Genomic DNA, 21702 nt, shown 5'->3' on the forward strand with positions numbered 1-21702 from the left:
AAACGATATAATGAAAATGTTAGTCCAAAAATTGTTACTGTATGTACTTGGGGGGATAAACGTGTCGAATGAATTAGTATTATCGTATATTTCAGAACATCAAAATGAGCTTGCCGAAAGCTTTGCGGTCATTTTGAGAGACTTGAACGGCAAATTATCGAACGCGAAGCTCACCGGACAGATGTATCATGAGATTAGCAACGAATATATTCAAATTTTAATGAATGGTTTGAGAGCTGAAGATGATCATGTCGACAATATTTATCAGTTTTCTTCCAAAGCCGTACAAATCGGCGTTCCTTTAAAGCTTCTTTCTTCAGGTTTATCAGCGTTTTGGAAGCAGCTCTACTACGACATGAACAAGGATCATCCCGAAGATCAGCAGTGTTATGATCTCATCTGGGAAATTGACAAATTTATTGATCCGATCAACAGCGAGATTTTAAATCAGTACGCGATTTCATGGGAGAAAACCGTCGCCATGCAAAAAGTCGCGCTTCAGGAGCTTTCCGCGCCGCTGATCCCGGTTTTTGAAAACATTACGGTGATGCCTCTCGTCGGAACGATCGATACCGAGCGCGCCAAAAAGATTATGGAAAACCTGTTAAACGGCGTCGTCAAACATCGTTCTGAAGTGGTGTTAATCGATATTACGGGAGTCCCTGTCGTCGATACGATGGTGGCGCACCACATCATACAGGCATCAGAAGCCGTCAGACTGGTGGGCGCGAAATGCCTGCTTGTGGGGATCCGCCCGGAAATCGCGCAGACGATTGTGAATTTAGGCATTGATTTAAATCAGGTTATTACAAAAAATACCCTGCAAAAAGGAATTCAAACCGCGTTGGAAATGACAGACCGAAAAATCGTTTCATTGGAGGAATAATGTTGAGAGTGCCTAAAATTCCGATTTTGAAACTTTACAATTGTTTACTGGTATCCATACAGGTAGAGCTCGATGACCAAACCGCTCTCAATTTTCAAGAAGATTTGCTTAATAAAATTTATGAAACCGGATCGAACGGAGTGGTGATCGATCTGACCTCCGTGGATATCATCGATTCATTTATCGCCAAAGTACTGGGCGATGTCATTACAATGTCAAAATTAATGGGGGCAAAAGTCGTCCTGACTGGCATACAGCCGGCCGTTGCCGTGACATTGATTGAACTCGGCATTTCATTGGACGAGATCGAGACGGCCCTCGATCTCGAAAAAGGGCTCGAGAGATTGCAGCGGGAATTGGGGGAATAGGTATGAAAGACCAGTCCTGTGTAAAGATTTTGACAGAGTGGGATATTGTAGCTGCCAGACAGCTCGGGCGAAATGTCGCAAAACAACTGGGATTCGGCACGGTCGATCAGGCCAGAATCACGACGGCCATTTCAGAGCTGGCCCGGAATATCTATTTATATGCCGGAAAAGGCCAAATCTGTATCGAAGAGGTCGAAGAAAGGGGAAAAAAAGGGTTGAAAATCACTGCCAAGGATGAAGGGCCGGGAATAGCCGACATCCGCAAAGTGATGGAAGACGGTTTTTCAACCTCAGGCGGTCTCGGAGCCGGCCTGCCTGGTGTAAGGCGTCTGATGGATCAATTCGAATTGAGCTCAGACGCTGACAAGGGAACGGATATACAAGCCGTTAAGTGGCTTCGATAGGAGGGAAGGAATGGATTTCAGGGAAGTGATCGAGCAGCGCTACCGTCAGCTGCTTAGCCGTTATATATCTGAATTAACCGAGACGTCCCTTTATCAAGGACAGAAATTCAGCAGAAAAACGATCGAGCATCAAGTGCCGCCGGAAGAGATTATCAGCATACACCGAAAAGTTCTGTCTGAACTATACCCGGACCTTCCGGATGATGTATTCCATTCGCTCGATTTCTTAATTGAAGTAATGATTGGATACGGCTTGGCCTATCAAGAGCATCAGACACTGCGGGGCATTCAGCAGGAAATCAAATCGGAAATCGAAATTGCCGCCAATGTGCAGCAGACGCTCCTTGAAACTACGATACCGAAAGACGAAGCGCTTGATATCGGGGCGATCAGCGTTCCGGCGAAGCAAATGAGCGGCGATTATTATCATTTCGTCAGGGACAAGGAATCCATCAATATCGCGATTGCGGATGTGATCGGTAAAGGGATACCGGCCGCATTATGCATGTCGATGATCAAGTATGCGATGGACTCTTTGCCGGATTCGGGAACAAACCCTTCACAAGTCCTGAAAAACCTGAACCGGGTTGTCGAACAAAACGTGGATCCGAGCATGTTTATTACGATGTTTTACGGAAACTACCACTTGAAAAAACATTTGTTTACGTTCGCATCGGCCGGTCATGAGCCGGGTTTTTATTATAGCGGCAAAGAAGGCAAATTCCACGATCTAAAAGGAAAAGGGCTCGTTCTCGGCATTTCATCGGATTATGAATATGAACAATACGAGCAAAAGCTGGACATCGGGGATATGATTATTCTGTTTTCTGATGGAGTGACAGAATGCAGAACAGATGCCGGATTTTTGGAACGGTCAGACCTCCAAAACCTCATCTCCGTACATATGGGAGAGCCCGCACAGCAAATGGCTGAAAATATTTACGAAAGCCTGCTAAAGCTGCAGGACTTTCAGCTCCATGACGATTTCACCTTCATTGTTTTAAAAAGAAAGGTTTAGCCCCTTTCTTTGCAGGGTAATAAAGCAATAGCGATTAATGAGAACCAGAGGTGATATTGTGAATTTGGCAGTCGATACGAAAAAAAATGACCGTATGACAGAGGTAAAAGTAGCTGGAGAAATAGACGTACACTCCGCCCCTGAACTGCGCGAACAGCTGATGCCGCTCGCTGAAGAGGGAAGGGATCTCAAAGTGTGCCTGCAGGATGTTTCGTATATGGACAGCACGGGACTGGGTGTATTTGTAGCGGTATATAAAACGGTAAACAAAACGGGAGGCTCTTTATTGCTTGAAAATCTGTCCGACCGTTTGATCCGTCTGTTCGACATTACAGGCTTAAAGGACATTATCGATATTTCTGGAAAGTCAGAGGGTGGATTATAATGCAGAGAGCAGCTGATTACATTGAAATGAAGTCACCTGCCAAACCGGAATATGTGGGAATCATCCGTTTAACCCTGTCGGGAATCGCAAGCAAGATGGGGTATTCATATGATGATATTGAAGATTTGAAAATCGCCGTCAGCGAAGCCTGCACGAACGCCGTCCAGCATGCCTATAAAGCGGATAAAACCGGAGAGGTATCCGTCAGGTTCGGCGTGTTTAGTGACCGCCTCGAAATCGTGGTCGCAGATCAGGGCGACAGTTTTGACATACAGGATAAACAGAAGGGGCTCGGGCCGTATTCCCCGGAGCACACAGTAGATCAATTGTCAGAAGGAGGGCTCGGCTTATATTTAATGGAGACGCTGATGGATGAAGTGAATGTGCAGATTGACTCAGGCGTGACTGTATCAATGACAAAGTTCTTAAACAGGGAGCGAGTTGATGATGGCACAACCGTCCAAAACTACGAAACTAACTAAAGATGAAGTGGACCGTCTGATTAAAGATTATCAGGACAGCGGGGATGAAAAAGCCCAGCTTGCCCTTGTCGAGTCATACAGCAGCCTGGTCGAAACGCTGGCCAAAAAATATTCGAAAGGCAAAAGCTTTCATGAAGATCTCTGCCAGGTCGGAATGCTCGGGCTGCTCGGAGCCATCAAACGCTATGATCCCGATGTGGGAAAATCGTTTGAAGCCTTCGCCATTCCGACCATTATCGGGGAAATCAAGCGGTTTCTCCGCGATAAAACGTGGAGCGTTCATGTGCCGAGAAGGATCAAGGAATTGGGGCCGAGGATCAAAATGGCCGTCGATCAATTAACAGCGGAAAACCAGCGTTCTCCGAGAGTCGACGAGATCGCTTCCTTTCTTGACGTGTCAGAAGAGGAAGTGCTGGAAACGATGGAAATGGGCAAAAGCTATCAGGCGCTGTCCGTAGACCACAGCATTGAAGCGGATGCAGACGGCAGCACGGTGACGATCCTCGATATTGTCGGCTCCAAGGAAGAAGGCTATGAGAAGGTGAACCAGAAGCTGACGCTCGAAAGCGTCCTGCACGTCCTGTCAGACCGCGAAAAACAGATCATTGAGCTGACATACATCCAAAACAAAAGCCAAAAAGAAACCGGTGACATTTTGGGAATATCGCAGATGCACGTATCAAGACTGCAGCGGAAAGCCGTCAAACGGCTGAGGGAAGCCTTGGCGGAAGATCCGTATATGGAGATCAGGCAATGATCTGGACCGAATCGAATGAACATATTCAAGCGCTCGTCTATCAGCTGCCGAAAGAAGGAAAATCGGTTTGCGGAGACAGCTTTTATTTCAATGCGACGGACGGCGGAATGATATGCGCATTGGCCGACGGACTCGGCAGCGGCCAAATGGCTCACGAATCCTCTTCAGCGATCAGCGATATTGTCAAAGCGTACAGCGATGAAGACGTTGCAAGCTTGATGGAACGCTGCAATCAGGCGCTCAAGCAAAAGCGGGGGGCGACCGTCTCGATTTTAAAAGCAGATTTTAAAACGAGAACCATCGTCTACAGCTCTGTCGGCAATATCCGCTTTATTTTGTACGCTCCTTCAGACAAATATATTTACCCTCTTCCCGTCACGGGGTACTTATCAGGAAAACCGCAAACATATAAAACATACACATATCCGTATGAAAAAGGTTCACGGTTTATCATTCATTCAGACGGACTTTCCGTTCCGTCTCTGCGCACCTATCTGAAAAACCACTTCACGCCCGAAGACATCTCAAATCAGATTGAGGCGTATACAAAACTCGGAAATGACGATTTAACCTATATCATCGGACAGCTTTTCTAGCTGAAAAGCTGTCCGTTTGGTATAGGTGTTTTTTAAAATCTTTTGGTACACTAAGAAGACAATACTCTTATGGAGGCTACAATGGATACTTTAGCGTTAATCATCAAACAAGTCGCAAAAGAGACCGGGCTCGCGTCCAAATACGTCAGCAATGTCATTCAATTATTGGAGGACGGCAACACCGTTCCTTTTATCGCGAGATACCGAAAGGAACAAACGGGTTCCATGGATGAAGTGCAAATTCAAACGATTTCTGAGCGCTGGGGATATATTCAGCATCTGAATCAGCGGAAGGAAGAAGTGATCCGGCTGATCGGCGAACAGGACAAGCTGACGGATGAATTGAAGCTCAAAATCGAAAAAGCGGATAAGCTGCAAGAGATCGAAGACTTATACCGCCCTTATAAACAAAAAAGAAAAACGAAGGCAACCGTCGCAAAAAGCAAAGGGCTTGAACCGCTCGCTGATTTCATCATCTCTCTTCCAGAGAACAAAGACATTTCGGCAGAAGCAGAGCGATACATAAACGAGGAAAAAGAGGTGTTCAGTGCGGAAGAAGCGCTTGAAGGAGCGAAAAACATTCTCGCCGAACGCATCTCCGACGAACCGGAATTCAGAAGATGGATCCGCCAGGAGACCTTTAAAAAAGGAACTTTGAAATCAGAAGTCAAAGATGCTGAAGCGGACGAAAAGAAAATTTACGAAATGTACTACGAATATGAAGAGCCGATCCAGAAAATCGTTCCCCATCGCGTGCTCGCCGTCAACCGAGGCGAAAAAGAGGGGATATTAAAGGCAGCGATCGAACCGCCGGCCGACCGCATTCAAGCCTATTTGGAAAAACAAATCCTCAAACAGAAGCAAACGACGGCGAAAGACGTGATAAAGGATGCGATCGAAGACGGATACAAGCGTCTGATCCAGCCGTCGATCGAAAGGGACATCAGAAAAGAGCTGACAGAGAAAGCGGAGGATCAGGCGATTCACATTTTTGCCGAGAATCTTCGCAAGCTGCTGCTTCAGCCGCCGATGAAAGGCAAGCTCGTCCTCGGCGTCGATCCGGCATTCCGTACGGGATGCAAGCTGGCGGTCGTTGATGAGACGGGGAAGGTTCTGAAAATCGACGTCATTTATCCGCATCCCCCGGTCAATAAGAAGGCGGCAGCCGCCGAAAAAGTGAAAAGCATCATCGAAGCATTCGGCGTTGAAGTCATCGCCATCGGAAACGGCACCGCTTCACGGGAAACGGAGCAGTTTATCGCCGATCTTTTGAAGGATATCGACAGACAGGTATATTATCTGATCGTCAACGAAGCCGGGGCAAGCGTATATTCCGCCTCAGAACTGGCGAGAGAGGAATTTCCGGATCTGCAGGTTGAAGAACGCAGCGCCGTTTCAATCGCGCGCAGGCTTCAAAACCCGCTGGCCGAGCTTGTCAAAATCGATCCGAAATCGGTCGGCGTCGGCCAGTATCAGCACGATGTCAGCCAGAAAAAATTAAACGACTCCCTCAGTTTTGTTGTCGAAACCGTCGTCAATCAGGTCGGCGTCAACGTCAACACGGCGTCTGCGGCGCTTTTGCAATATGTAGCGGGACTGACCAAATCGGTCGCAGGCAATATCGTCAAAAAACGGGAGGAAATCGGAAAATTCACAAGCCGGAAAGAATTAAAAGACATCCCGCGGCTCGGCGCGAAAACGTATGAGCAGTGCATCGGCTTTTTAAGGGTGCCTGACGGCAATGAACCGCTCGACCGCACCGGCATCCATCCGGAAAGCTACAAAGAAACGAGAGAGCTTTTGAAAAAGCTGAACTTGTCAACTGACCAGATCGGGTCTGCCGGGCTCCAGGCCAAACTAAAAGAACTGAATATATCCCAAACCGCCGAAGAGTTAGCGATCGGCGACATCACGCTGAAAGACATCTGCGACCAGCTGACAAGGCCTGAGCGCGATCCGAGGGATGAAGTGCCAAAGCCCCTCCTGAAAACCGACGTGCTTAAGCTGGAGGATTTAAAAGAAGGCATGGAGCTCCAGGGAACGGTTCGCAATGTCGTGGACTTCGGCGCCTTTGTCGACATCGGCGTCAAACAAGACGGGCTCGTGCACATTTCAAAGCTCAGCAACTCTTTCGTCAAGCATCCCCTTGACGTCGTATCGGTCGGAGACATCGTTACGGTTTGGGTGGAGCATGCAGATGCGGCAAAAGGAAGGGTGTCTTTATCAATGGTAAAAGAAAAATAGCACTGCTTCTTTAGCAGTGTTTTTTTCTGTAAAAATACCAGCATTGATTCAGCAATTTAATCTGATAATGGTCTTTTTCATAAAAGGCTTTTTGCATCTGGTTTTTGAGCCAATTCGGCATTGACAATCCCTCCTAAAGGCTCTGATGATATTAGCTTATGCGGGCGGGATTTTGTCCTGTTCGATGTTTTTAAAAATGAGGTGAAGACAAAAAGTGGACGATCATCAAGTACAGCAGCTGACCGAACAGATTTCCATGACGTATTTTAAAAAGCCGTTCCGGCACCGGGCCTACTTCAACAGCCGTCTGAAAACGACCGGAGGCAGATATTTGCTCAACTCCCACGATATCGAGCTGAACAAAAAATATTTAACGGAGCACGGCCAAAAAGAGCTTGAAGGCATCATCAAGCACGAGCTGTGCCATTACCACCTTCACCTTGAAGGAAAAGGATACAGGCACCGCGACAAAGATTTCAGAGCGCTCTTAAAGGAAGTCGGCGCCCCGAGATTTTGCACGCCGCTGAGCGCGAAAAAACAAACGAGAAACGTGCGCACATACATGTGCACATCGTGCGGCCAAACCTTTTTAAGAAAGCGCGCCATGGACACAAACCGATACGTTTGCGGCAAATGCGGAGGAAAAATAAAAGAAATGATAAAAAAGGGTTGACTGATCAGGCTTGTATATGATAAATTATAAAAGCCGTCGCAAGACAGGCAGTAAAACAAAATGTTTTTCTTGACACAATTTGTCGTCATATTTATAATAAAATGAGTCTGGTCATTCCACAGTAGCTCAGTGGTAGAGCTATCGGCTGTTAACCGATCGGTCGCAGGTTCGAATCCTGCCTGTGGAGCCATACGGAGAAGTACTCAAGTGGCTGAAGAGGCGCCCCTGCTAAGGGTGTAGGTCGCGTAAGCGGCGCGAGGGTTCAAATCCCTCCTTCTCCGCCATTGAAGAATATGACGCTGAATACACATATGGCCCGTTGGTCAAGCGGTTAAGACACCGCCCTTTCACGGCGGTAACACGGGTTCGAATCCCGTACGGGTCATTTCTCATATCTGTTGGGCTATAGCCAAGCGGTAAGGCAACGGACTTTGACTCCGTCATTCGTTGGTTCGAATCCAGCTAGCCCAGCCATATATGAGCCATTAGCTCAGTTGGTAGAGCATCTGACTTTTAATCAGAGGGTCGAAGGTTCGAGTCCTTCATGGCTCACCATGTCACATAAGCGGGTGTGGCGGAATTGGCAGACGCGCTAGACTTAGGATCTAGTGTCTTTACGGCGTGGGGGTTCGAGTCCCTTCACCCGCACTTTACAACTTCATCATGCGGTCGTGGCGGAATGGCAGACGCGCTAGGTTGAGGGCCTAGTGGGTGAATAACCCGTGGAGGTTCAAGTCCTCTCGGCCGCATCAATGATACCAAGGGTTTTGACGCCCTTGGTATTTTTTTGTGTTTATTTTCAAATGATTTACTGCCCACAAACTGCCCACTTACCTAAAGTAAGTCATCTAATTTATCAGCCATTTCCTTTTGCTTGTTTGGATATAGGTGTCCATAAACATCAATTGTTGTTTTTACAGAACCATGTCCTAAACGCTCTTTAATTGTTATGTAATCTTCTCCTTGGTGTATTAATAGTGCAACGTGTGAATGTCTAAAATCATGTAAACGTATAGGGGTAAGATCGCTATCCTTGCAAAAGTATTTAATCTTCCGACTGAAAATATCTTTTCTTGAAGGTGTATCTTTATATTGAAAGATATAGGTGTCATGTGAATGTCTAATACCTAATTCATTAAACAACTCTTCTTGTGCTTCTTTCCAGCTTTCTAGTAGCTTAAGCAATTTTTTATTGATGCTAACTCGCCGAATCGAATTTTTGGTTTTTGGAGTAGTAACAACAAATTGACCATCAAGCCAGGTGCACGATTTATGCACATCTATTTCTAATAAGATTTTGTCAATATCTTTCCATTGCAGGGCGAGCATTTCACCACATCTTAGTCCAGTTAAAAAAGCAACAGTATAAAATGTTTTAAACAATAATTGATCTTGAGGAATTAAACTAATAAATTTTTTGAATTCTTCTGGTCTCCAAAACTTCATTTTCTTTCTTGTTAAAGGTAATCGTTTAACGTTATCACACGGATTTCTTTTTAAGATTTCTTCATGTACAGCTGTATCAAAAATTTTGCTTAGACTAGTCATTATATTATTAACCGATTTATTGCTTAGACCTGTTTCCATTAAATGTTTTCTGAAATCAGTTATTTCTCTATGTGTGATTTTTTGTATATCAGATTTCAAAAAGTAATCAGATATATGTTTGTTTATAATGTATTTCTGATTCTGATAATAGTTTGGTTTACTATCTATTTCACAATTTGCTAAATAAATTGAAATTAGAGTCGGAAAGCTTACTGATCTGGACTTTCTTGCTCTTTCTTCTTGAAATTCTCTTCTTAATTTTGCTTCTAATTCTAAAGCCTCTTTTCTGGTTGATGCTACTGGTCTCGTCCTAATTCTTTCTCCAGTAATCGGGTCAAATCCAAAACTAACGTCAACTTGATATTGACCATTTTCAAGTTTTTTTACAGACATTTTATTTCTCCTTTAACCAAAAGCGCTTATTTCGTGTGAATAGATTCTGTTACTAAATGAGCCAATTTGAGAAAGTTTATAATCAGTAACAAATGATGGTACGTTGAAGTATGCTGCTATTTGTTCTTTGCTAAAACCCTGTATATATGGAAGGGCTTCATTAAGCATTTTATCTGTCAGTATTAATTCTGATGCAAATAGGCTTGCTTGATGCTCAAGTTTCTCTTTTAGAACTTTAGAGCAATTCACAACTTTAAAAGTGTTCAATCTTTTATGGAGAAAGTAATGCCCTAATTCATGGGCAATTACAAATTGTTGATGTTGGAGGTTCTCGTTGATATGAATTAAATATTGATCTGTGGCTTTGTCATGTTGTAGTAAACCGTTTGCTTGTCCAAGATCATTTTTGAGTATATAAATTTTTTGGATGTCACAAATTTCATAGACATTATTTGTACCATGTGTCTTAATTACTGATTGGACTTTATGTTTAATTCCTTTGCTTGTATAAATTGTTATCACTCTTTCTTCTTTAATTCGTCAATGAATTTAATTCCGTTTTTTAATGCTTTTTTGACAAGGCGTGCAGTTTCCTCATCAAATTCACCATCATTCATAAAAAGGAGTGTATCTTCATCCTTTAATTCCTGTATGGCTTCATTAATTGTTTTATTGAGTAAATCAGTTTCGTTTTTCTTGCTTACTTCATCCTTTCCTAATAAATAGTCTGTAGATACGTTATATAAGTTGCTCAATTTTAAGAGTGTGTCTGTATCAGGATCTCTGTAATCTCTTTCGTAATTAGACAAGTTATTGTTACCGATGTTAAGTTTCTCTGCGGCTTCTTTCTGAGTGTATCCAGCTTTTTGTCGAGCTTCTTTTAATCGTTTGCCTAGGCTCATTTTTATCATCCATTTCACAAAGAGTTGATTTTTATAAAAATAATAACAACATTTTTTGGAGAATTCATTAATTTCACCTATAAGTTAAATAAATGATTCAAAATTCTCCTTTTAGGAGTTTTTATTTCTTCTTTATGGAGAGTTTAATTATCAATATTTCCATATATGTTCAAAAAAATACACTTTAAGGTGAATTTTGTGTTGACTTACACGAAAAGGAGTTTTATAATAAAGTTAATTCACAAAGAGTTGAGTTAACGAGGAGGTGATATTTTGAAAGGAGAGTTTTTAACTGCGAGAGATATTCAAAAAATTCTTGGAGTTAAACAGGCTAAATCTTATGACATCATTAGAACTTTGAATGCTCAAATGAAAGAAGAAGGATATATGGTCATTCAAGGCAAGGTGAGTAGAGCTAAGTTTGAAGAGTGTTATTGTTACAAAGGTCCAAAATCTCAAACGGGGTGATTTTTATAAACATTGATATAACAAACTCGTTTATGAAAGAAGCTGTTCCTTTAGCCAGACAAATGGAAGGTGATTGGATAGCACGAATGAAAATTGCTCTGAATTCAGTCATCATAAATCATTATTTAAACCTTCCCTTAACAATTGAAAATGTTAATGAATTACTGCGAAAAGGTGTTTCATATCGCAGGATATGTAAGCATTATGGCATTGGAAGAAAAGACATTGAAAAGCTGCGGCAATCATCCATAGTGTGACGTTATATACCACTATAGGGAGCCGTTAAGAATCCTTTGAAAGGGGGGGTGCGATGAAAATAAGAGTAAATGCAACAATCATTACTGATGTTGAAGCTTTAAAGGCTGATAAGGATTTGAATCATTTTAAAGACTATGCCACTTGTGAAACATTCGTTGTTGATGCTGATAATTATTTGAAGGCTAATGAAGAAATATCTGAGTTGTTAAAAGGTTGGGATTGGTGGTGTATCTGGTCAACTCGTCCATTGAGTAAAAAGGATAACCAAGTGTTTACTTTGTATAACGATGATTTATATAACTTATGTCGCTAGGAGTGTTTGTTCCTTGAAAACTACATATAGACAAAAAAAGCGCCTTGACGAATGATCATCAAGAACGCCGTGTAAAGATTAGACACCTTTATTATACGGCACTTTTATAAAAATGTCATGCGTGAGTATTTGAGTGATGAACAGCAATCACTTTAAATGCTGTAGCAGGCTAGAATAAGCGTGCGGAATAGCTGTAGTCAGCTTGATGGCTATAATTAGCCTACTAGGTTGCCACGAAGGCTTAAGCCGTTAGCAACTGATAAGCGCCAAGATGGATACAGAACCGGAGCGAATTCAAAATATAAAATCGAAATTTAACGATCTTTTGAAAATAAATAATAAAAAATGAAATGGGGATATGAAAATGAACTTAAACTTTATTGTACCGGATATCAATATGACTTTTGGAGACATGAAATTCATGGGACTTAACAAAGAAAGATATGTTTATGATCGGGAAAACAATAAGCGTACTGACGTGCTGGAATCTAGGGTTTATAACATTGCTAGTGCTGTCCAAGGTGGTCAAATTGAGGTAACTATTCCTGAATATGCTGGGGCAAAAGAAATTCCTCCTTTTGCAGATATTGAATTGAAAAACCCAAAAATTAGCGCTATGGCAACTAGTCAAAGAGATTCAACCTATGCCAATGTGATGTGGAAACTTGAAGCTGATGATATTGTTGTAAAAGGCGGTTCTTCTGTGAAAACTGCGGCGGCAACTAGTGGCAATGATAAAAAGTAAAATGCTCTCTGTAAGCCAGAGGGTGTAGGATGATAAAAAAACTTTTTGAAACTAAAACAATGCGTTCAATAATTGTTCGTGGTGTTTTATGGATTGTATTCTTTGTGTTCTACGCTTGGTATCGTAAGCCAGTGGGATGGTTGCCTTTTGATATTTTCGTCACTGTTTTTGTGTCAATCTGTATATTTGCTATGTTTGGTGGTCAGTTTTTAATCATGGACATAATGAAATTGTGGCGTGAGAAAAAGAAAGATAAAACTAAACGTTAGGAGTGTGTTATCCATTTCTGGGCTTAAGTCGATGCTTTGGAAGTATAGGGGGAGACGAATCCGCCCGTACATGAGAAATAACGTAAAATTAGCAGGCGCAATTATCTTTGTGCCTGTTTTTTTATTGTCTATGTTCATCTTTTGGAGAGAACAACTGATTCACTTCGATATATCTCGAATAATAAAACACTTTGAGTGGAATGTGCCTTTAATTATTAAAAGCGTTTTATGCTCTCTGTTGATTGCTGTTGGAAGCATAGCTGCAACCTATTTTCTTTTCTTTAACAGCTATAAGAAAATCCTTCACAGGCAAAAGATTGCTAAGATGATTTTCTCTAATAAGTTTTACGAAAAAGAAAATGTGAAAGTAAGGAAACTCTTTTCAAATGAAACTGACTCAAAGGAAAAAATCACATACTTTCCTAGAATGTATTATAGGGTCAAAAACAACCACATTTATATTCGTATTGCTATGGACATGAGCCGTTTTCAGAATCGCTTCCTAGACTTAGGAAAGGATTTGGAAAACGGCTTATTTTGTGACCTGGTGGATAAGCAAATGGAAGAAGGTTTTGTATGCTTTAAGCTTCTTTACGATGTGAAGAAGAATCGTATTTCCATTGATGATGCAATAGCTGAGAATGGAGTCCTTCCGTTAATGAAGCACATTTCATGGCAATTTGATAAGTTACCGCACATGCTTATTGCAGGTGGTACAGGTGGAGGAAAAACATACTTCATGCTAACGATTATCAAGGCGTGTGTTGGTCTTGGGGCAGATGTAAGAATATTGGACCCTAAGAATGCAGATTTAGCAGACTTGGAAGAAGTGCTTCCGAAAAAGGTATATTCCCAAAAGAACGGCATCCTTATGTGTCTGAGAAAGTCGGTTGATGGCATGATGGAACGAATGGATGAAATGAAGAAAATGCCCAATTACAAGACGGGTGAAAACTATGCCTATTTAGGGCTAAAACCTGTCTTTATCTTCTTTGATGAATATGTGGCATTTATGGATTTGCTGGATATGAAAGAAAGGAATGAAGCATTATCCTACATGAAACAATTGGTTTTGTTGGGTCGTCAAGCTGGTTATTTTCTTGTTTTAGGGGCACAGCGACCAGATGCAAAATATCTAGCTGATGGGATAAGAGATCAATTTAGTTTTCGTGTTGCTCTTGGCAATATGTCTGATACTGGTTATGGGATGATGTTCGGTGACGTTGATAAAACATTTATGGAAAAAGACGTGAAAGGTCGAGGATATGCCTATGTCGGCACAGGTTCAATATTAGAGTTTTACAGCCCTATCGTGCCGAAAGGATATGACTTTATGTCATCTATTAAAAATGCGCTGGTTGGAGAGGAGACAGAAATCGCTAGCAGTGGTGTAAGCGACCAGACGGCCAGCGTCGAAGGAGTGAGCGAAACGAATGGATGAGTTAAAACAAGTCATTTACGATGTGGAAAAGAATCGTATTTCAATTGATGATGCAGTATCTGAGAATGGAGTCCTTCCATTAATGAAGCATATTTCATGGCAATTTGATAAGTTGCCGCACATGCTTATTACGGGTGGTGTAGGTGTAGGGAAAACATACTTCATGCTAACGATCATTAAGGCTTGTGTCGGAATGGGGGCAGATGTAAGAATATTAGACCCTAAAAATGAAGTTTTAGCAGAGTTGAAAGGAGTACTTACGAAAAAGGTATATTCTGAAAAGGACGGCATTCTTACGGGTTTGAGAAAATCTGTAGATGGCATGATAGAACGAATGGATGAAATGGAACAGATGCCTAACTATAAGATAGGTGATAATTATGCCTGTTTAGGGCTAAATCCTGTCTTTATCTTCTTTGATGAATATGAAGGGTTTATGGATTTGTTGGATATGAAGGAGAGAAATGAAGCGTTATCTTACGTGAAACAATTGGTTATGTTGGGTCGTCAAGTTGGTTATTTTCTTGTTTTAGGGGCACAGCGACCGGATGCAAGATATCTAGCTGATGGGATACGAGATCAATTTAGCTTCTGTGTGTCATTGGGTTTAGAGACAGGACGAGGATATGCTAATTTTGGCACTGGTTCAGTGTTGGAGTTTTACAGCCCTATCGTGCCGAAAGGATATGATTTTATGTCATCTATTAAAAAGTCGCTGGTTGGAGTCGAGGGAGCGCAGGCGACGGCAGTCGCCAGCGGCAGCGTAAGCGACCAGACGGCCAGCGGCGAAGGAGTGAGCGAAGCGAATGGATGAGCTAAAACAACCCCCCCACGCTAACAGGGGGGTAGTAATCGTAAAAGAAAAAAATGAAACCGTTGAAAGTCCTTTGGTATCAATGGTTGACTATATTCGAGTCTCTTTTAAAACTCATGATGTTGACCGAATTATTGAAGAGGTTCTTCACCTTAGCAAAGACTTTATGACTGAGAAACAATCTGGTTTCTATGGCTACGTTGGCACGTACGAACTGGACTATATCAAAGTCTTTTATTCTGCGCCAGATGATAACAGAGGTATTTTGATAGAAATGTCCGGTCAAGGTTGCCGTCAATTTGAATCCTTCTTAGAATGCCGGAAGAAAACATGGTACGACTTCTTTCAAGATTGCATGCAACAAGGCGGTTCGTTCACTCGCTTTGATTTAGCTATTGATGATAAAAAGACATACTTTTCTATACCGGAACTGTTAAAGAAAGCCCAAAAGGGCGAATGTATTTCACGATTTAGAAAATCTGATTTCAATGGCTCCTTTGATCTATCTGATGGCATTACAGGTGGGACGACAATATATTTCGGTTCTAAAAAGTCAGAAGCGTACCTTTGTTTTTATGAGAAAAACTATGAACAAGCAGAAAAGTATAACATTCCGTTAGAAGAACTAGGCGATTGGAATCGTTATGAATTGCGGCTTAAAAATGAACGTGCACAAGTGGCTATAGATGCTTTATTGAAAACAAAGGATTTAACCTTAATCGCTATGCAGATCATTAATAACTATGTAAGATTCGTTGATGCTGATGAAAACATCACTAGAGAGCATTGGAAAACGAGCCTTTTTTGGTCTGAATTTATAGGTGATGTTGGGAGACTTCCTTTGTACGTCAAACCACAAAAAGACTTCTATCAGAAATCAAGAAACTGGCTTCGTAACTCTTGTGCTCCCACTATGAAAATGGTGCTTGAAGCCGATGAACATTTAGGGAAAACCGATCTGTCAGATATGATTGCAGAAGCTGAACTGGCAGACAAACACAAAAAAATGCTAGATGTGTTTCTTGCTGATGTTGCTGATATGGTTGTTTAAAAACAAACTGCTAAACCTTTATAAAAACAAGTGATGCGATTAAACGTATGTGTCAACGGTACCGGAACGAAGTGAGGATAAGGAGTTGACATATTCAGCGCCACCCAAACCCTCTAGGCATTGAACAAACAACCGTTTGTTCCTGCCTACCGGCGAGGGAGTCCCCCGATGATTCGGGGGAATAGGGGGCTAGATTAACAGCAATCCAACGGGCTTCCGTTGGTGGGTTTGGGTGAAACCCAAGATATTAAATAAGAAAGGTGTGCTGTCATGGTAGTGCATCATCTTAAGATATATCCAGAGTACTATGATGCTGTATTAAAAGACGTAAAGAAATTTGAAATTCGAAAAAACGACAGGTTCTATATGGTCGGAGATACGCTGGTACTTCATGAATGGATGGATGAATTTACTGGGCGGAAATTAGAAGCACAAATTATATATATTACTGATTACAAACAGCGTCCCGGTTATGTGGTTCTAGGCATTGAAAGAACTAAAGGGGGGATTGTTCATGTTTAATATTAACCTTTTGAATCAGGCCCGACTAGAGAGTGATTTGGAGTCTCTTGGCTGTTTAGATATTGCTGAGGAATTGGTTGAAAAAATGATGGAGGATGTCTTTTACAGCGATGTAGCCCAAAGGGTCATAGTCCAAACTCTTGCGGTTATAGATAATGTGAATGCCAAACTTCAAGCCACATTCAACATACTGGAGGATGAAGACCCTGAGACAGATGAAAGAATTGTGGAATTTGAAGGAATTAGCTACTACCAATAAGGGGTGAAAATGTGCGGTGTCTGCTGTAGATAAACGATTCAGAAGCTTGGGTTTTAATGTTGGTATCCCATCTTTAGTTTTTGTGAGAAGTTTAAGCAGAGATTGCATGCTAGTTGTCGAAGGTGAACGAATAAAAGGGTTTGCAGAGTATCGTTACACATTCTACAAGACAAGGTATTTGCCGGACGGTCGAATGACTAGCTTAAAGGTTTATATGGAGAATCAAAGCATAAAAAGGGTGTTACATCGTGTAGCATCCTTTTTATCTTTCTTGGAAAGAACGAAACAAATTGAACAGAAGGAGTGTGAAAAAGTTGCTCAATAAAGAAATTGGCTCTGATAAGAAGGAAGAATCCTTTTTTCGGTCTGCTTTTCAAAAACTGAAACGAATTGAAAGACCGGAAAAAGACAGACAGAAAGTTCCTCGTGACAGGTCAAAGCTGATAGCTGTCACATTATGGTCTTGTGTAGGGGGCTTGCTGTTTATCTGTCTGCTTGCTGTGCTCCTATCAATTAATACCCGATCTCAACTTAATGACATCAAAGATGAAGCCAATAAGCCGACTAATGAGGATAAACAAAAAATATCGGTGACTGCTGCTGAAAACTTTCTGTCAGGGTTCATCAATGAATATGTGAATGTGAAGAACGATCAAGAATCTATTGAAAAACGTATGCAGAGCCTTGAAAGCTACATGGTGAAACAGGAAGATAACCATTTTGAGGATGAAGATCGCTTTAATGTAGATGGCTTAAAAGGTGATCGAGAGTTAAAGGGTTACAGCTTATATAACGTGAAAGAAGGTGATAAAAACAGCCTTTTTCAATATAAGGTCACATATGAAAATTTATACCCTGTAGAAAAGGAAGTTGAAAAAGAAGTCAAAGACGGAAAGAAGAAAAAGAAGGTGAAAGAAAAGGTTAAAACAAATGAGAAATCTGAAAAACAAATGTTGCTGAATATTCCAGTCACAAATAAAGATGATTCCTTTGCGGTGTCTGCTGTCCCTTACTTTACACAGATTTATGATCTGAAAGGCGATATTGCTTTTAAGGGCAAAGAAGAAACTAGAGACGAATATGCAGGCGAGAAAAAAGAATCTATCGAATCATTTCTTCAAAATTTCTTTGAGAAATACGCTTCTGAAAAGAAAGAAGAAATGGTTTATATGATGAAAAAGCCGGAAGCATTGGAAGGAAACTTGTTATTTGGGGAAGTGCAGTCAGTGAAAATCTTCGAGACGAAAAAAGGTTTCGAGGTTTTTTGTGCTGTTCGATTTAAGGAAAAAGAAAATGATATTCCGGTAAATGAAAAATTCAGTTTAGAGATTACGGAAAACAGCGGTCAGTTTTATGTAAATAAACTCAAACATCAATAGGAGGTTTAAATATGGATTTTATGAATTTCTTTATTCTTGGCGCAGACCTTCCAACACTTGGAGGAGTAAAAGGATGGGCATCAGATGTTGTTGTCCAATTCATTACGATCGTGGTCATGTTCATAGCCGCAAAACATCTTACTAAATTAAAAATGGGCGGCATTATTTTTGTCTGCTGTATTGGCAGTGCGGTGACTTGGATTATTAAACACTGGTCAGAATTCTCCGGCTGGATCAATGCACTAATGGAAAAATTGTAAGGGGGCATTTGAATGAGTCGTCTGGTGTTCAACTATCGGAAGGCAATGAGAGAGCCGAAAAAGATTCAGCAATTAACCGACAACTATTCATTACCTTTTGCAGTTGAATTAATACCGGCTATTAACTACTTCATTTTTGTTGGTATCTGCTTTGGGTTCTGGTACGGCGTGAGGATAATTTTTCCTCACGCTTTTGATAACAGTTTCGTCATCGTGATTTTTGGAATACCGATTTTTTTAACAATGCTTGTTACGAAAATAAAGCCGGAAGGCAAAAACATCTATTTATACTTCTTTGATTTTGCAAAGTATTACTTCTTCATCAAGCTTCCACAAAAGAAGTTTTGCAATGACCGAAAGGTTGATTTAAGTAATGAAAAACAAATTGAGTTTCGAAAACTTGTGAAGGTGGTGGATTATTCGAATGAGACTAAAAACGCCTATGAAGGCAATACACAAGAATTTGCTGTTGACAAGAACGGGCGACGTTTGGGCGTACTACCGAATAAAGAGCAATTCGATTCCTATGCAAAATAGAGAAAAAGTTGAATCGTATAAAAAGAAGTGGCAGCATCTTTTTGAAGAAATTACATCCTATGAGGATTTCCACTTGATGATGTATCCAAGTGAGTATGAATTAGAAAAACGATTTAAGGATTTAGAAACAGATATTGCGGCAGACGCAATGGATGTGGCTCGTTACTATAATGAAGAAACGGTAAGGCTGTTAGAACAGCGATTAGGAAGGCTGACAAAGTATGATTTCATTTTAGGTGTAAAGCTGAAAAGCAGTCTTGTAAATATTAGTGTCGAACTAAAAGACAATATTTTATCTCTATTCAATACGGCGACTGATACTGTTGTAAAGATGCTCGGGTGGGAACAAAATGTTTCCACCTCTTTTTTTGAAAAATATGAGGAAGTTGAAGAAACACTAGCCAATATCATGGCTTCTGTTCGCGGAGAACGGCTTTCAGAAACAGAAATGACATACATTAACCGTTATCACTTTGTACGTGGGTTAAAGCACCACACGAATGAAGAAAGTGAGATAAAGGATGTTCGCTCTATTACAAACACGATCATAGACCCCACCGATCCATCAGTTTTACATCTGCATAGTGACCAAGATGAAGGCTATTCAGCTTTTGTCGTGATTGACGAATTCCTTCACAATATGTCGGAAAGTGATTTGTTTTATGAAGCGCAGTCTCTTCCCTTCCCAGTTGAAGTGCAGATGAAAATTCAAACGGAATCAAAATCTATTACTAAGCCCGCCCTTAACATCAAAAGACAACAATTGAAAGAAGAACAAAAAGAACAACAAAGCACAGGTGATCGAAGTGATGTCTCCACTGTTACAAGTGCAACGATGGTTAGACATTTACAAGATGAGATTAAGAAAGAAGAAGTGTATTTAATGAACTGGCTGTCTGTGATTGTCGTTCACGGAAAAACAAAAAAAGAATGTGTTGGTAAAGCAACAATTGTCAAAAGGCACTTGAAAGGTGCTGGCATTACATGTCGCCTTCCGGTAGCTGATCAACTGAACCTTTTTTATAAAATGCTTCCCGGTGAAAAGTTAGATATAACCGATAAGAACTGGATTCAAAAAACGACACAAGATGGAGTTGCAGAAAGTCTTTTTGCTGTTAACTCTGATATTGGTTCGAAAATCGGGTTCTTCCTTGGTTGGGTTGATCGTTTTCAAGAGCATACCGATTTAGAAAGCGCCATTATGTCCAGTCGTGATTTTGTCTTATTCCACCCTTTCTTAGCGAATCAGCAGTTAAAGGGTTCAAAGACACGTTCTCCCCACTGTTTGATCACAGGAGATACAGGAAACGGCAAGTCGTATTTGGCAAAATTGATCTTTAACTATATCAGCATGTTAAATATCAAATCTCTGTATATAGACCCTAAAAAGGAAATGAGAAAGTGGATTCAAAGAGTCTTGAATGATGAGTACATTCGAGAGAATTTCCCTTTATATATTGCACATTTAGAGAAATACAACTATATCACGCTAGATCATGAAAATACGCACAACTGGGGAGCGCTTGATCCTATCTCCTTCCTCCCTCCTATGAAAGCAAAAGAGCTAGTTCAAGTCATTTTTGAACAAGTATATGACTTTAAAGGGAAAGACGATGTGAACACAGCTTTCCTTCGTGCTACGTCAGAAGTAATTGAGTTGAAACAAAAAGGTGAACAGGTTGGATCACTTGATATTATTCGGAGGATGCAGAACCATCCGGAAGAAGCTGTACAAAAAGCTGGCGACTATTTAAATGAGGTTGTGTCAGATTCCATTTTGAAACTTTGTATTCATGATGGTTCAAACCCTGCATTATCACTTGAAAAACGAATCACCATTTTAGAAGTTGAAAATATGGATTTGCCGGATCATGCTGAGCGACTTGAAAACTACACCATATCACAATTAAAGTCTAGTGCTGTCATGTTTGCACTCGGTAAGTTCTGCGAACTATTCGGCATGAATCCAGACGAACAGACAGTTGAATTTATAGACGAAGCGTGGATATTTACCACGTCACAACAAGGAAAAAAAGTAGAAAGACAAATGCGCCGGATTGGTCGTTCATACAACAATGCGGAATACTTCATTTCCCAATCCACAAAAGACGCTTTGAAAGAAGAAGATTCCGGAAACTTTGGTGTTGCCTTCGCCTTTGACGAACCGAATGAGCGTGAAGAAGTGTTGAAGTGGATGAATATGGAGGTCACAAAAGAAAACAAAAAAATGATGGAATCCATGTTTCAAGGTCAATGCTTATTTAAAGATTACTATGGCCGTACCTCCAAAATTTCAATTGAATGCCTATTCGAAGAATGGCAAGGTGCTCTGAAAACAGTTGAGAAAAAAGCTGTCGCATATGCGGAAGAAAAATATTTGTAAAAGGGGTTAAGACGTACATGGAAATTGCTTTATTAAATTCTCTTGTCGTAACAGTTCCAGGATTTTATAAAGCTGAGAAAATCACATTAGAAGATGCACAGCAGTGGCTTAAGTATTATGAAGGACGATACAAAAGCTTTATAGGTCATAAATCAACGGCACAGTTTCTTCAAGAATTATTAGGCATTAAAGTTGAACAGAATCGAAAGATATTTAGACATATGAAGTATCAGAAGGCAATCTGTTTTTCTCTGAATGAACGTTATCCTGAAAATGTTGTGCTATCGAAAAAAGATTTAGAGAAAGCTAGATACCAATTTTATTTATTAACTCGATTAGATTAGGAG

Annotated in this window: 29 protein-coding genes, 7 tRNA genes and 2 pseudogenes; 34 read left to right on the forward strand and 4 right to left on the reverse strand. The window is 41.0% G+C overall.

All coding sequences use genetic code 11. From position 1 onward, the window contains the following. The first annotated feature begins 61 nt into the window (after positions 1-61). The 9 genes from AB447_RS01935 to AB447_RS01975 all read left to right on the forward strand — a co-directional run bounded on the left by AB447_RS01935 (position 62) and on the right by AB447_RS01975 (position 7140). Complete coding sequence (locus AB447_RS01935; RefSeq protein ID WP_048356048.1) at positions 62-886, forward strand: STAS domain-containing protein; 825 nt, start codon at positions 62-64, stop codon at positions 884-886. A gap of 2 nt (positions 887-888) precedes the next feature. After that, the gene (locus tag AB447_RS01940) at positions 889-1254 is read left to right on the forward strand and encodes an STAS domain-containing protein (RefSeq protein WP_046132197.1); all 366 of its coding nucleotides are present in this window, start codon (positions 889-891) and stop codon (positions 1252-1254) included. A 2-nt stretch (positions 1255-1256) separates the two neighbouring features. Continuing rightward, positions 1257-1658 (forward strand): anti-sigma regulatory factor, encoded by a 402-nt coding sequence (locus AB447_RS01945; RefSeq protein ID WP_048356049.1) that lies wholly within the window; start codon positions 1257-1259, stop codon positions 1656-1658. Between the two features lie 10 nt (positions 1659-1668). Beyond that, positions 1669-2676 (forward strand): PP2C family protein-serine/threonine phosphatase, encoded by a 1008-nt coding sequence (locus AB447_RS01950; RefSeq protein WP_048356050.1) that lies wholly within the window; start codon positions 1669-1671, stop codon positions 2674-2676. Between the two features lie 58 nt (positions 2677-2734). Beyond that, a complete protein-coding gene (locus AB447_RS01955; RefSeq protein WP_048356051.1) occupies positions 2735-3061 on the forward strand; it encodes an anti-sigma factor antagonist in 327 nt (108 codons plus the stop codon). Further along, positions 3061-3543 (forward strand): anti-sigma B factor RsbW, encoded by a 483-nt coding sequence (gene rsbW, locus AB447_RS01960; protein ID WP_046132193.1) that lies wholly within the window; start codon positions 3061-3063, stop codon positions 3541-3543. The genes AB447_RS01955 and rsbW overlap by 1 nt, the downstream gene beginning before the upstream one ends. Then, complete coding sequence (sigB, locus tag AB447_RS01965) at positions 3509-4300, forward strand: RNA polymerase sigma factor SigB (protein ID WP_057957415.1); 792 nt, start codon at positions 3509-3511, stop codon at positions 4298-4300. The genes rsbW and sigB overlap by 35 nt, the downstream gene beginning before the upstream one ends. Further along, positions 4297-4896 carry a PP2C family serine/threonine-protein phosphatase gene (locus AB447_RS01970; protein WP_048356052.1) on the forward strand — a complete coding sequence of 200 codons (600 nt, stop codon included), beginning with the start codon at positions 4297-4299 and terminating at the stop codon, positions 4894-4896. The genes sigB and AB447_RS01970 overlap by 4 nt, the downstream gene beginning before the upstream one ends. 81 nt (positions 4897-4977) lie before the next feature. Beyond that, positions 4978-7140, forward strand: coding sequence for a Tex family protein (locus AB447_RS01975; RefSeq protein ID WP_057957412.1), 2163 nt, complete (start codon positions 4978-4980; stop codon positions 7138-7140). Between the two features lie 10 nt (positions 7141-7150). Here AB447_RS01975 and cmpA read toward each other — a convergent pair whose 3' ends face one another. Then, positions 7151-7261, reverse strand: a complete 111-nt coding sequence (gene cmpA / locus AB447_RS24860) for a cortex morphogenetic protein CmpA (protein WP_006638790.1) — start codon at positions 7259-7261, stop codon at positions 7151-7153. Between the two features lie 93 nt (positions 7262-7354). On the opposite strand from cmpA, the gene AB447_RS01980 reads away from it, so the two are divergent. The 8 genes from AB447_RS01980 to AB447_RS02015 all read left to right on the forward strand — a co-directional run bounded on the left by AB447_RS01980 (position 7355) and on the right by AB447_RS02015 (position 8562). Beyond that, positions 7355-7813: a SprT family protein gene (locus AB447_RS01980; protein ID WP_048356053.1), complete on the forward strand. Its 459-nt coding sequence runs from the start codon at positions 7355-7357 to the stop codon at positions 7811-7813. Positions 7814-7928: 115 nt separating this feature from the next. Next, positions 7929-8003, forward strand: a tRNA-Asn gene (locus AB447_RS01985). A 3-nt stretch (positions 8004-8006) separates the two neighbouring features. Beyond that, positions 8007-8097: transfer RNA gene (locus AB447_RS01990), tRNA-Ser, on the forward strand. 29 nt (positions 8098-8126) lie between these two features. Then, positions 8127-8198 (forward strand) — tRNA-Glu (locus AB447_RS01995). A gap of 14 nt (positions 8199-8212) precedes the next feature. Next, a tRNA-Gln gene (locus AB447_RS02000) sits at positions 8213-8287 on the forward strand. A 5-nt stretch (positions 8288-8292) separates the two neighbouring features. Then, positions 8293-8368: transfer RNA gene (locus AB447_RS02005), tRNA-Lys, on the forward strand. Between the two features lie 10 nt (positions 8369-8378). Next, positions 8379-8461: transfer RNA gene (locus AB447_RS02010), tRNA-Leu, on the forward strand. 17 nt (positions 8462-8478) lie between these two features. Continuing rightward, positions 8479-8562, forward strand: a tRNA-Leu gene (locus AB447_RS02015). A gap of 85 nt (positions 8563-8647) precedes the next feature. On the opposite strand, the gene AB447_RS02020 is transcribed toward AB447_RS02015, so the two are convergent. Genes AB447_RS02020 through immR form a run of 3 tightly spaced genes read right to left on the reverse strand, consistent with a single transcriptional unit; the run spans position 8648 to position 10656 of the window. Beyond that, a complete protein-coding gene (locus tag AB447_RS02020; RefSeq protein ID WP_014478905.1) occupies positions 8648-9754 on the reverse strand; it encodes a tyrosine-type recombinase/integrase in 1107 nt (368 codons plus the stop codon). Positions 9755-9766: 12 nt separating this feature from the next. Then, positions 9767-10276 carry a metallopeptidase ImmA gene (gene immA, locus AB447_RS02025; protein ID WP_014478906.1) on the reverse strand — a complete coding sequence of 170 codons (510 nt, stop codon included), beginning with the start codon at positions 10274-10276 and terminating at the stop codon, positions 9767-9769. Beyond that, positions 10273-10656, reverse strand: a complete 384-nt coding sequence (gene immR / locus AB447_RS02030) for a helix-turn-helix transcriptional regulator ImmR (protein WP_003240393.1) — start codon at positions 10654-10656, stop codon at positions 10273-10275. Before immR ends, immA begins: the two co-directional genes overlap by 4 nt. A gap of 273 nt (positions 10657-10929) precedes the next feature. Between immR and xis the strand changes: the two genes are divergently transcribed. The 17 genes and pseudogenes from xis (at position 10930) to AB447_RS02110 (ending at position 21699) form a co-directional block, all read left to right on the forward strand. Further along, positions 10930-11124: an ICEBs1 excisionase gene (xis, locus tag AB447_RS02035; protein WP_003240395.1), complete on the forward strand. Its 195-nt coding sequence runs from the start codon at positions 10930-10932 to the stop codon at positions 11122-11124. Further along, positions 11121-11381, forward strand: a complete 261-nt coding sequence (locus AB447_RS02040; RefSeq protein ID WP_048356433.1) for a hypothetical protein — start codon at positions 11121-11123, stop codon at positions 11379-11381. The genes xis and AB447_RS02040 overlap by 4 nt, the downstream gene beginning before the upstream one ends. A 53-nt stretch (positions 11382-11434) precedes the next feature. After that, a complete protein-coding gene (locus AB447_RS02045; protein WP_003240400.1) occupies positions 11435-11695 on the forward strand; it encodes a hypothetical protein in 261 nt (86 codons plus the stop codon). A gap of 202 nt (positions 11696-11897) precedes the next feature. Then, a pseudogene (locus AB447_RS25640) lies at positions 11898-12013 on the forward strand (hypothetical protein). 46 nt (positions 12014-12059) lie between these two features. Beyond that, positions 12060-12440, forward strand: a complete 381-nt coding sequence (gene helP / locus AB447_RS02050) for a helicase processivity factor HelP (protein ID WP_043857165.1) — start codon at positions 12060-12062, stop codon at positions 12438-12440. 29 nt (positions 12441-12469) lie between these two features. Further along, complete coding sequence (locus tag AB447_RS02055) at positions 12470-12709, forward strand: hypothetical protein (RefSeq protein ID WP_043857166.1); 240 nt, start codon at positions 12470-12472, stop codon at positions 12707-12709. A gap of 31 nt (positions 12710-12740) precedes the next feature. Further along, positions 12741-14150: a DNA translocase FtsK gene (locus AB447_RS02060; RefSeq protein ID WP_082248584.1), complete on the forward strand. Its 1410-nt coding sequence runs from the start codon at positions 12741-12743 to the stop codon at positions 14148-14150. A 7-nt stretch (positions 14151-14157) separates the two neighbouring features. After that, positions 14158-14964: pseudogene (locus AB447_RS02065) on the forward strand (helicase HerA domain-containing protein); the annotation flags it as partial. Continuing rightward, positions 14957-16015 (forward strand): DNA relaxase NicK, encoded by a 1059-nt coding sequence (nicK, locus tag AB447_RS02070; RefSeq protein ID WP_057957413.1) that lies wholly within the window; start codon positions 14957-14959, stop codon positions 16013-16015. The pseudogene AB447_RS02065 and the gene nicK, both read left to right, overlap by 8 nt. 270 nt (positions 16016-16285) lie before the next feature. After that, positions 16286-16537 carry a DUF3850 domain-containing protein gene (locus tag AB447_RS02075; RefSeq protein ID WP_014478910.1) on the forward strand — a complete coding sequence of 84 codons (252 nt, stop codon included), beginning with the start codon at positions 16286-16288 and terminating at the stop codon, positions 16535-16537. Then, positions 16530-16796 (forward strand): hypothetical protein, encoded by a 267-nt coding sequence (locus tag AB447_RS02080; RefSeq protein WP_048353659.1) that lies wholly within the window; start codon positions 16530-16532, stop codon positions 16794-16796. Before AB447_RS02075 ends, AB447_RS02080 begins: the two co-directional genes overlap by 8 nt. A 16-nt stretch (positions 16797-16812) precedes the next feature. Continuing rightward, positions 16813-17121 (forward strand): hypothetical protein, encoded by a 309-nt coding sequence (locus tag AB447_RS02085; RefSeq protein ID WP_048353660.1) that lies wholly within the window; start codon positions 16813-16815, stop codon positions 17119-17121. Next, complete coding sequence (locus tag AB447_RS02090) at positions 17111-18175, forward strand: conjugal transfer protein (protein ID WP_048353661.1); 1065 nt, start codon at positions 17111-17113, stop codon at positions 18173-18175. Before AB447_RS02085 ends, AB447_RS02090 begins: the two co-directional genes overlap by 11 nt. An 11-nt stretch (positions 18176-18186) precedes the next feature. After that, positions 18187-18435 (forward strand): transposon conjugation system subunit ConC, encoded by a 249-nt coding sequence (conC, locus tag AB447_RS02095; protein WP_019716382.1) that lies wholly within the window; start codon positions 18187-18189, stop codon positions 18433-18435. 12 nt (positions 18436-18447) lie between these two features. Then, positions 18448-18972, forward strand: coding sequence for a conjugal transfer protein (locus tag AB447_RS02100; RefSeq protein ID WP_043857171.1), 525 nt, complete (start codon positions 18448-18450; stop codon positions 18970-18972). After that, positions 18860-21355 (forward strand): VirB4-like ATPase ConE, encoded by a 2496-nt coding sequence (conE, locus tag AB447_RS02105; protein ID WP_134819441.1) that lies wholly within the window; start codon positions 18860-18862, stop codon positions 21353-21355. Before AB447_RS02100 ends, conE begins: the two co-directional genes overlap by 113 nt. 17 nt (positions 21356-21372) lie before the next feature. After that, positions 21373-21699, forward strand: a complete 327-nt coding sequence (locus AB447_RS02110; RefSeq protein WP_014662881.1) for a YddF family protein — start codon at positions 21373-21375, stop codon at positions 21697-21699. Positions 21700-21702 lie beyond the last annotated feature (3 nt).

Source organism: Bacillus glycinifermentans, assembly GCF_001042475.2.
Classification (GTDB): domain Bacteria; phylum Bacillota; class Bacilli; order Bacillales; family Bacillaceae; genus Bacillus; species Bacillus glycinifermentans.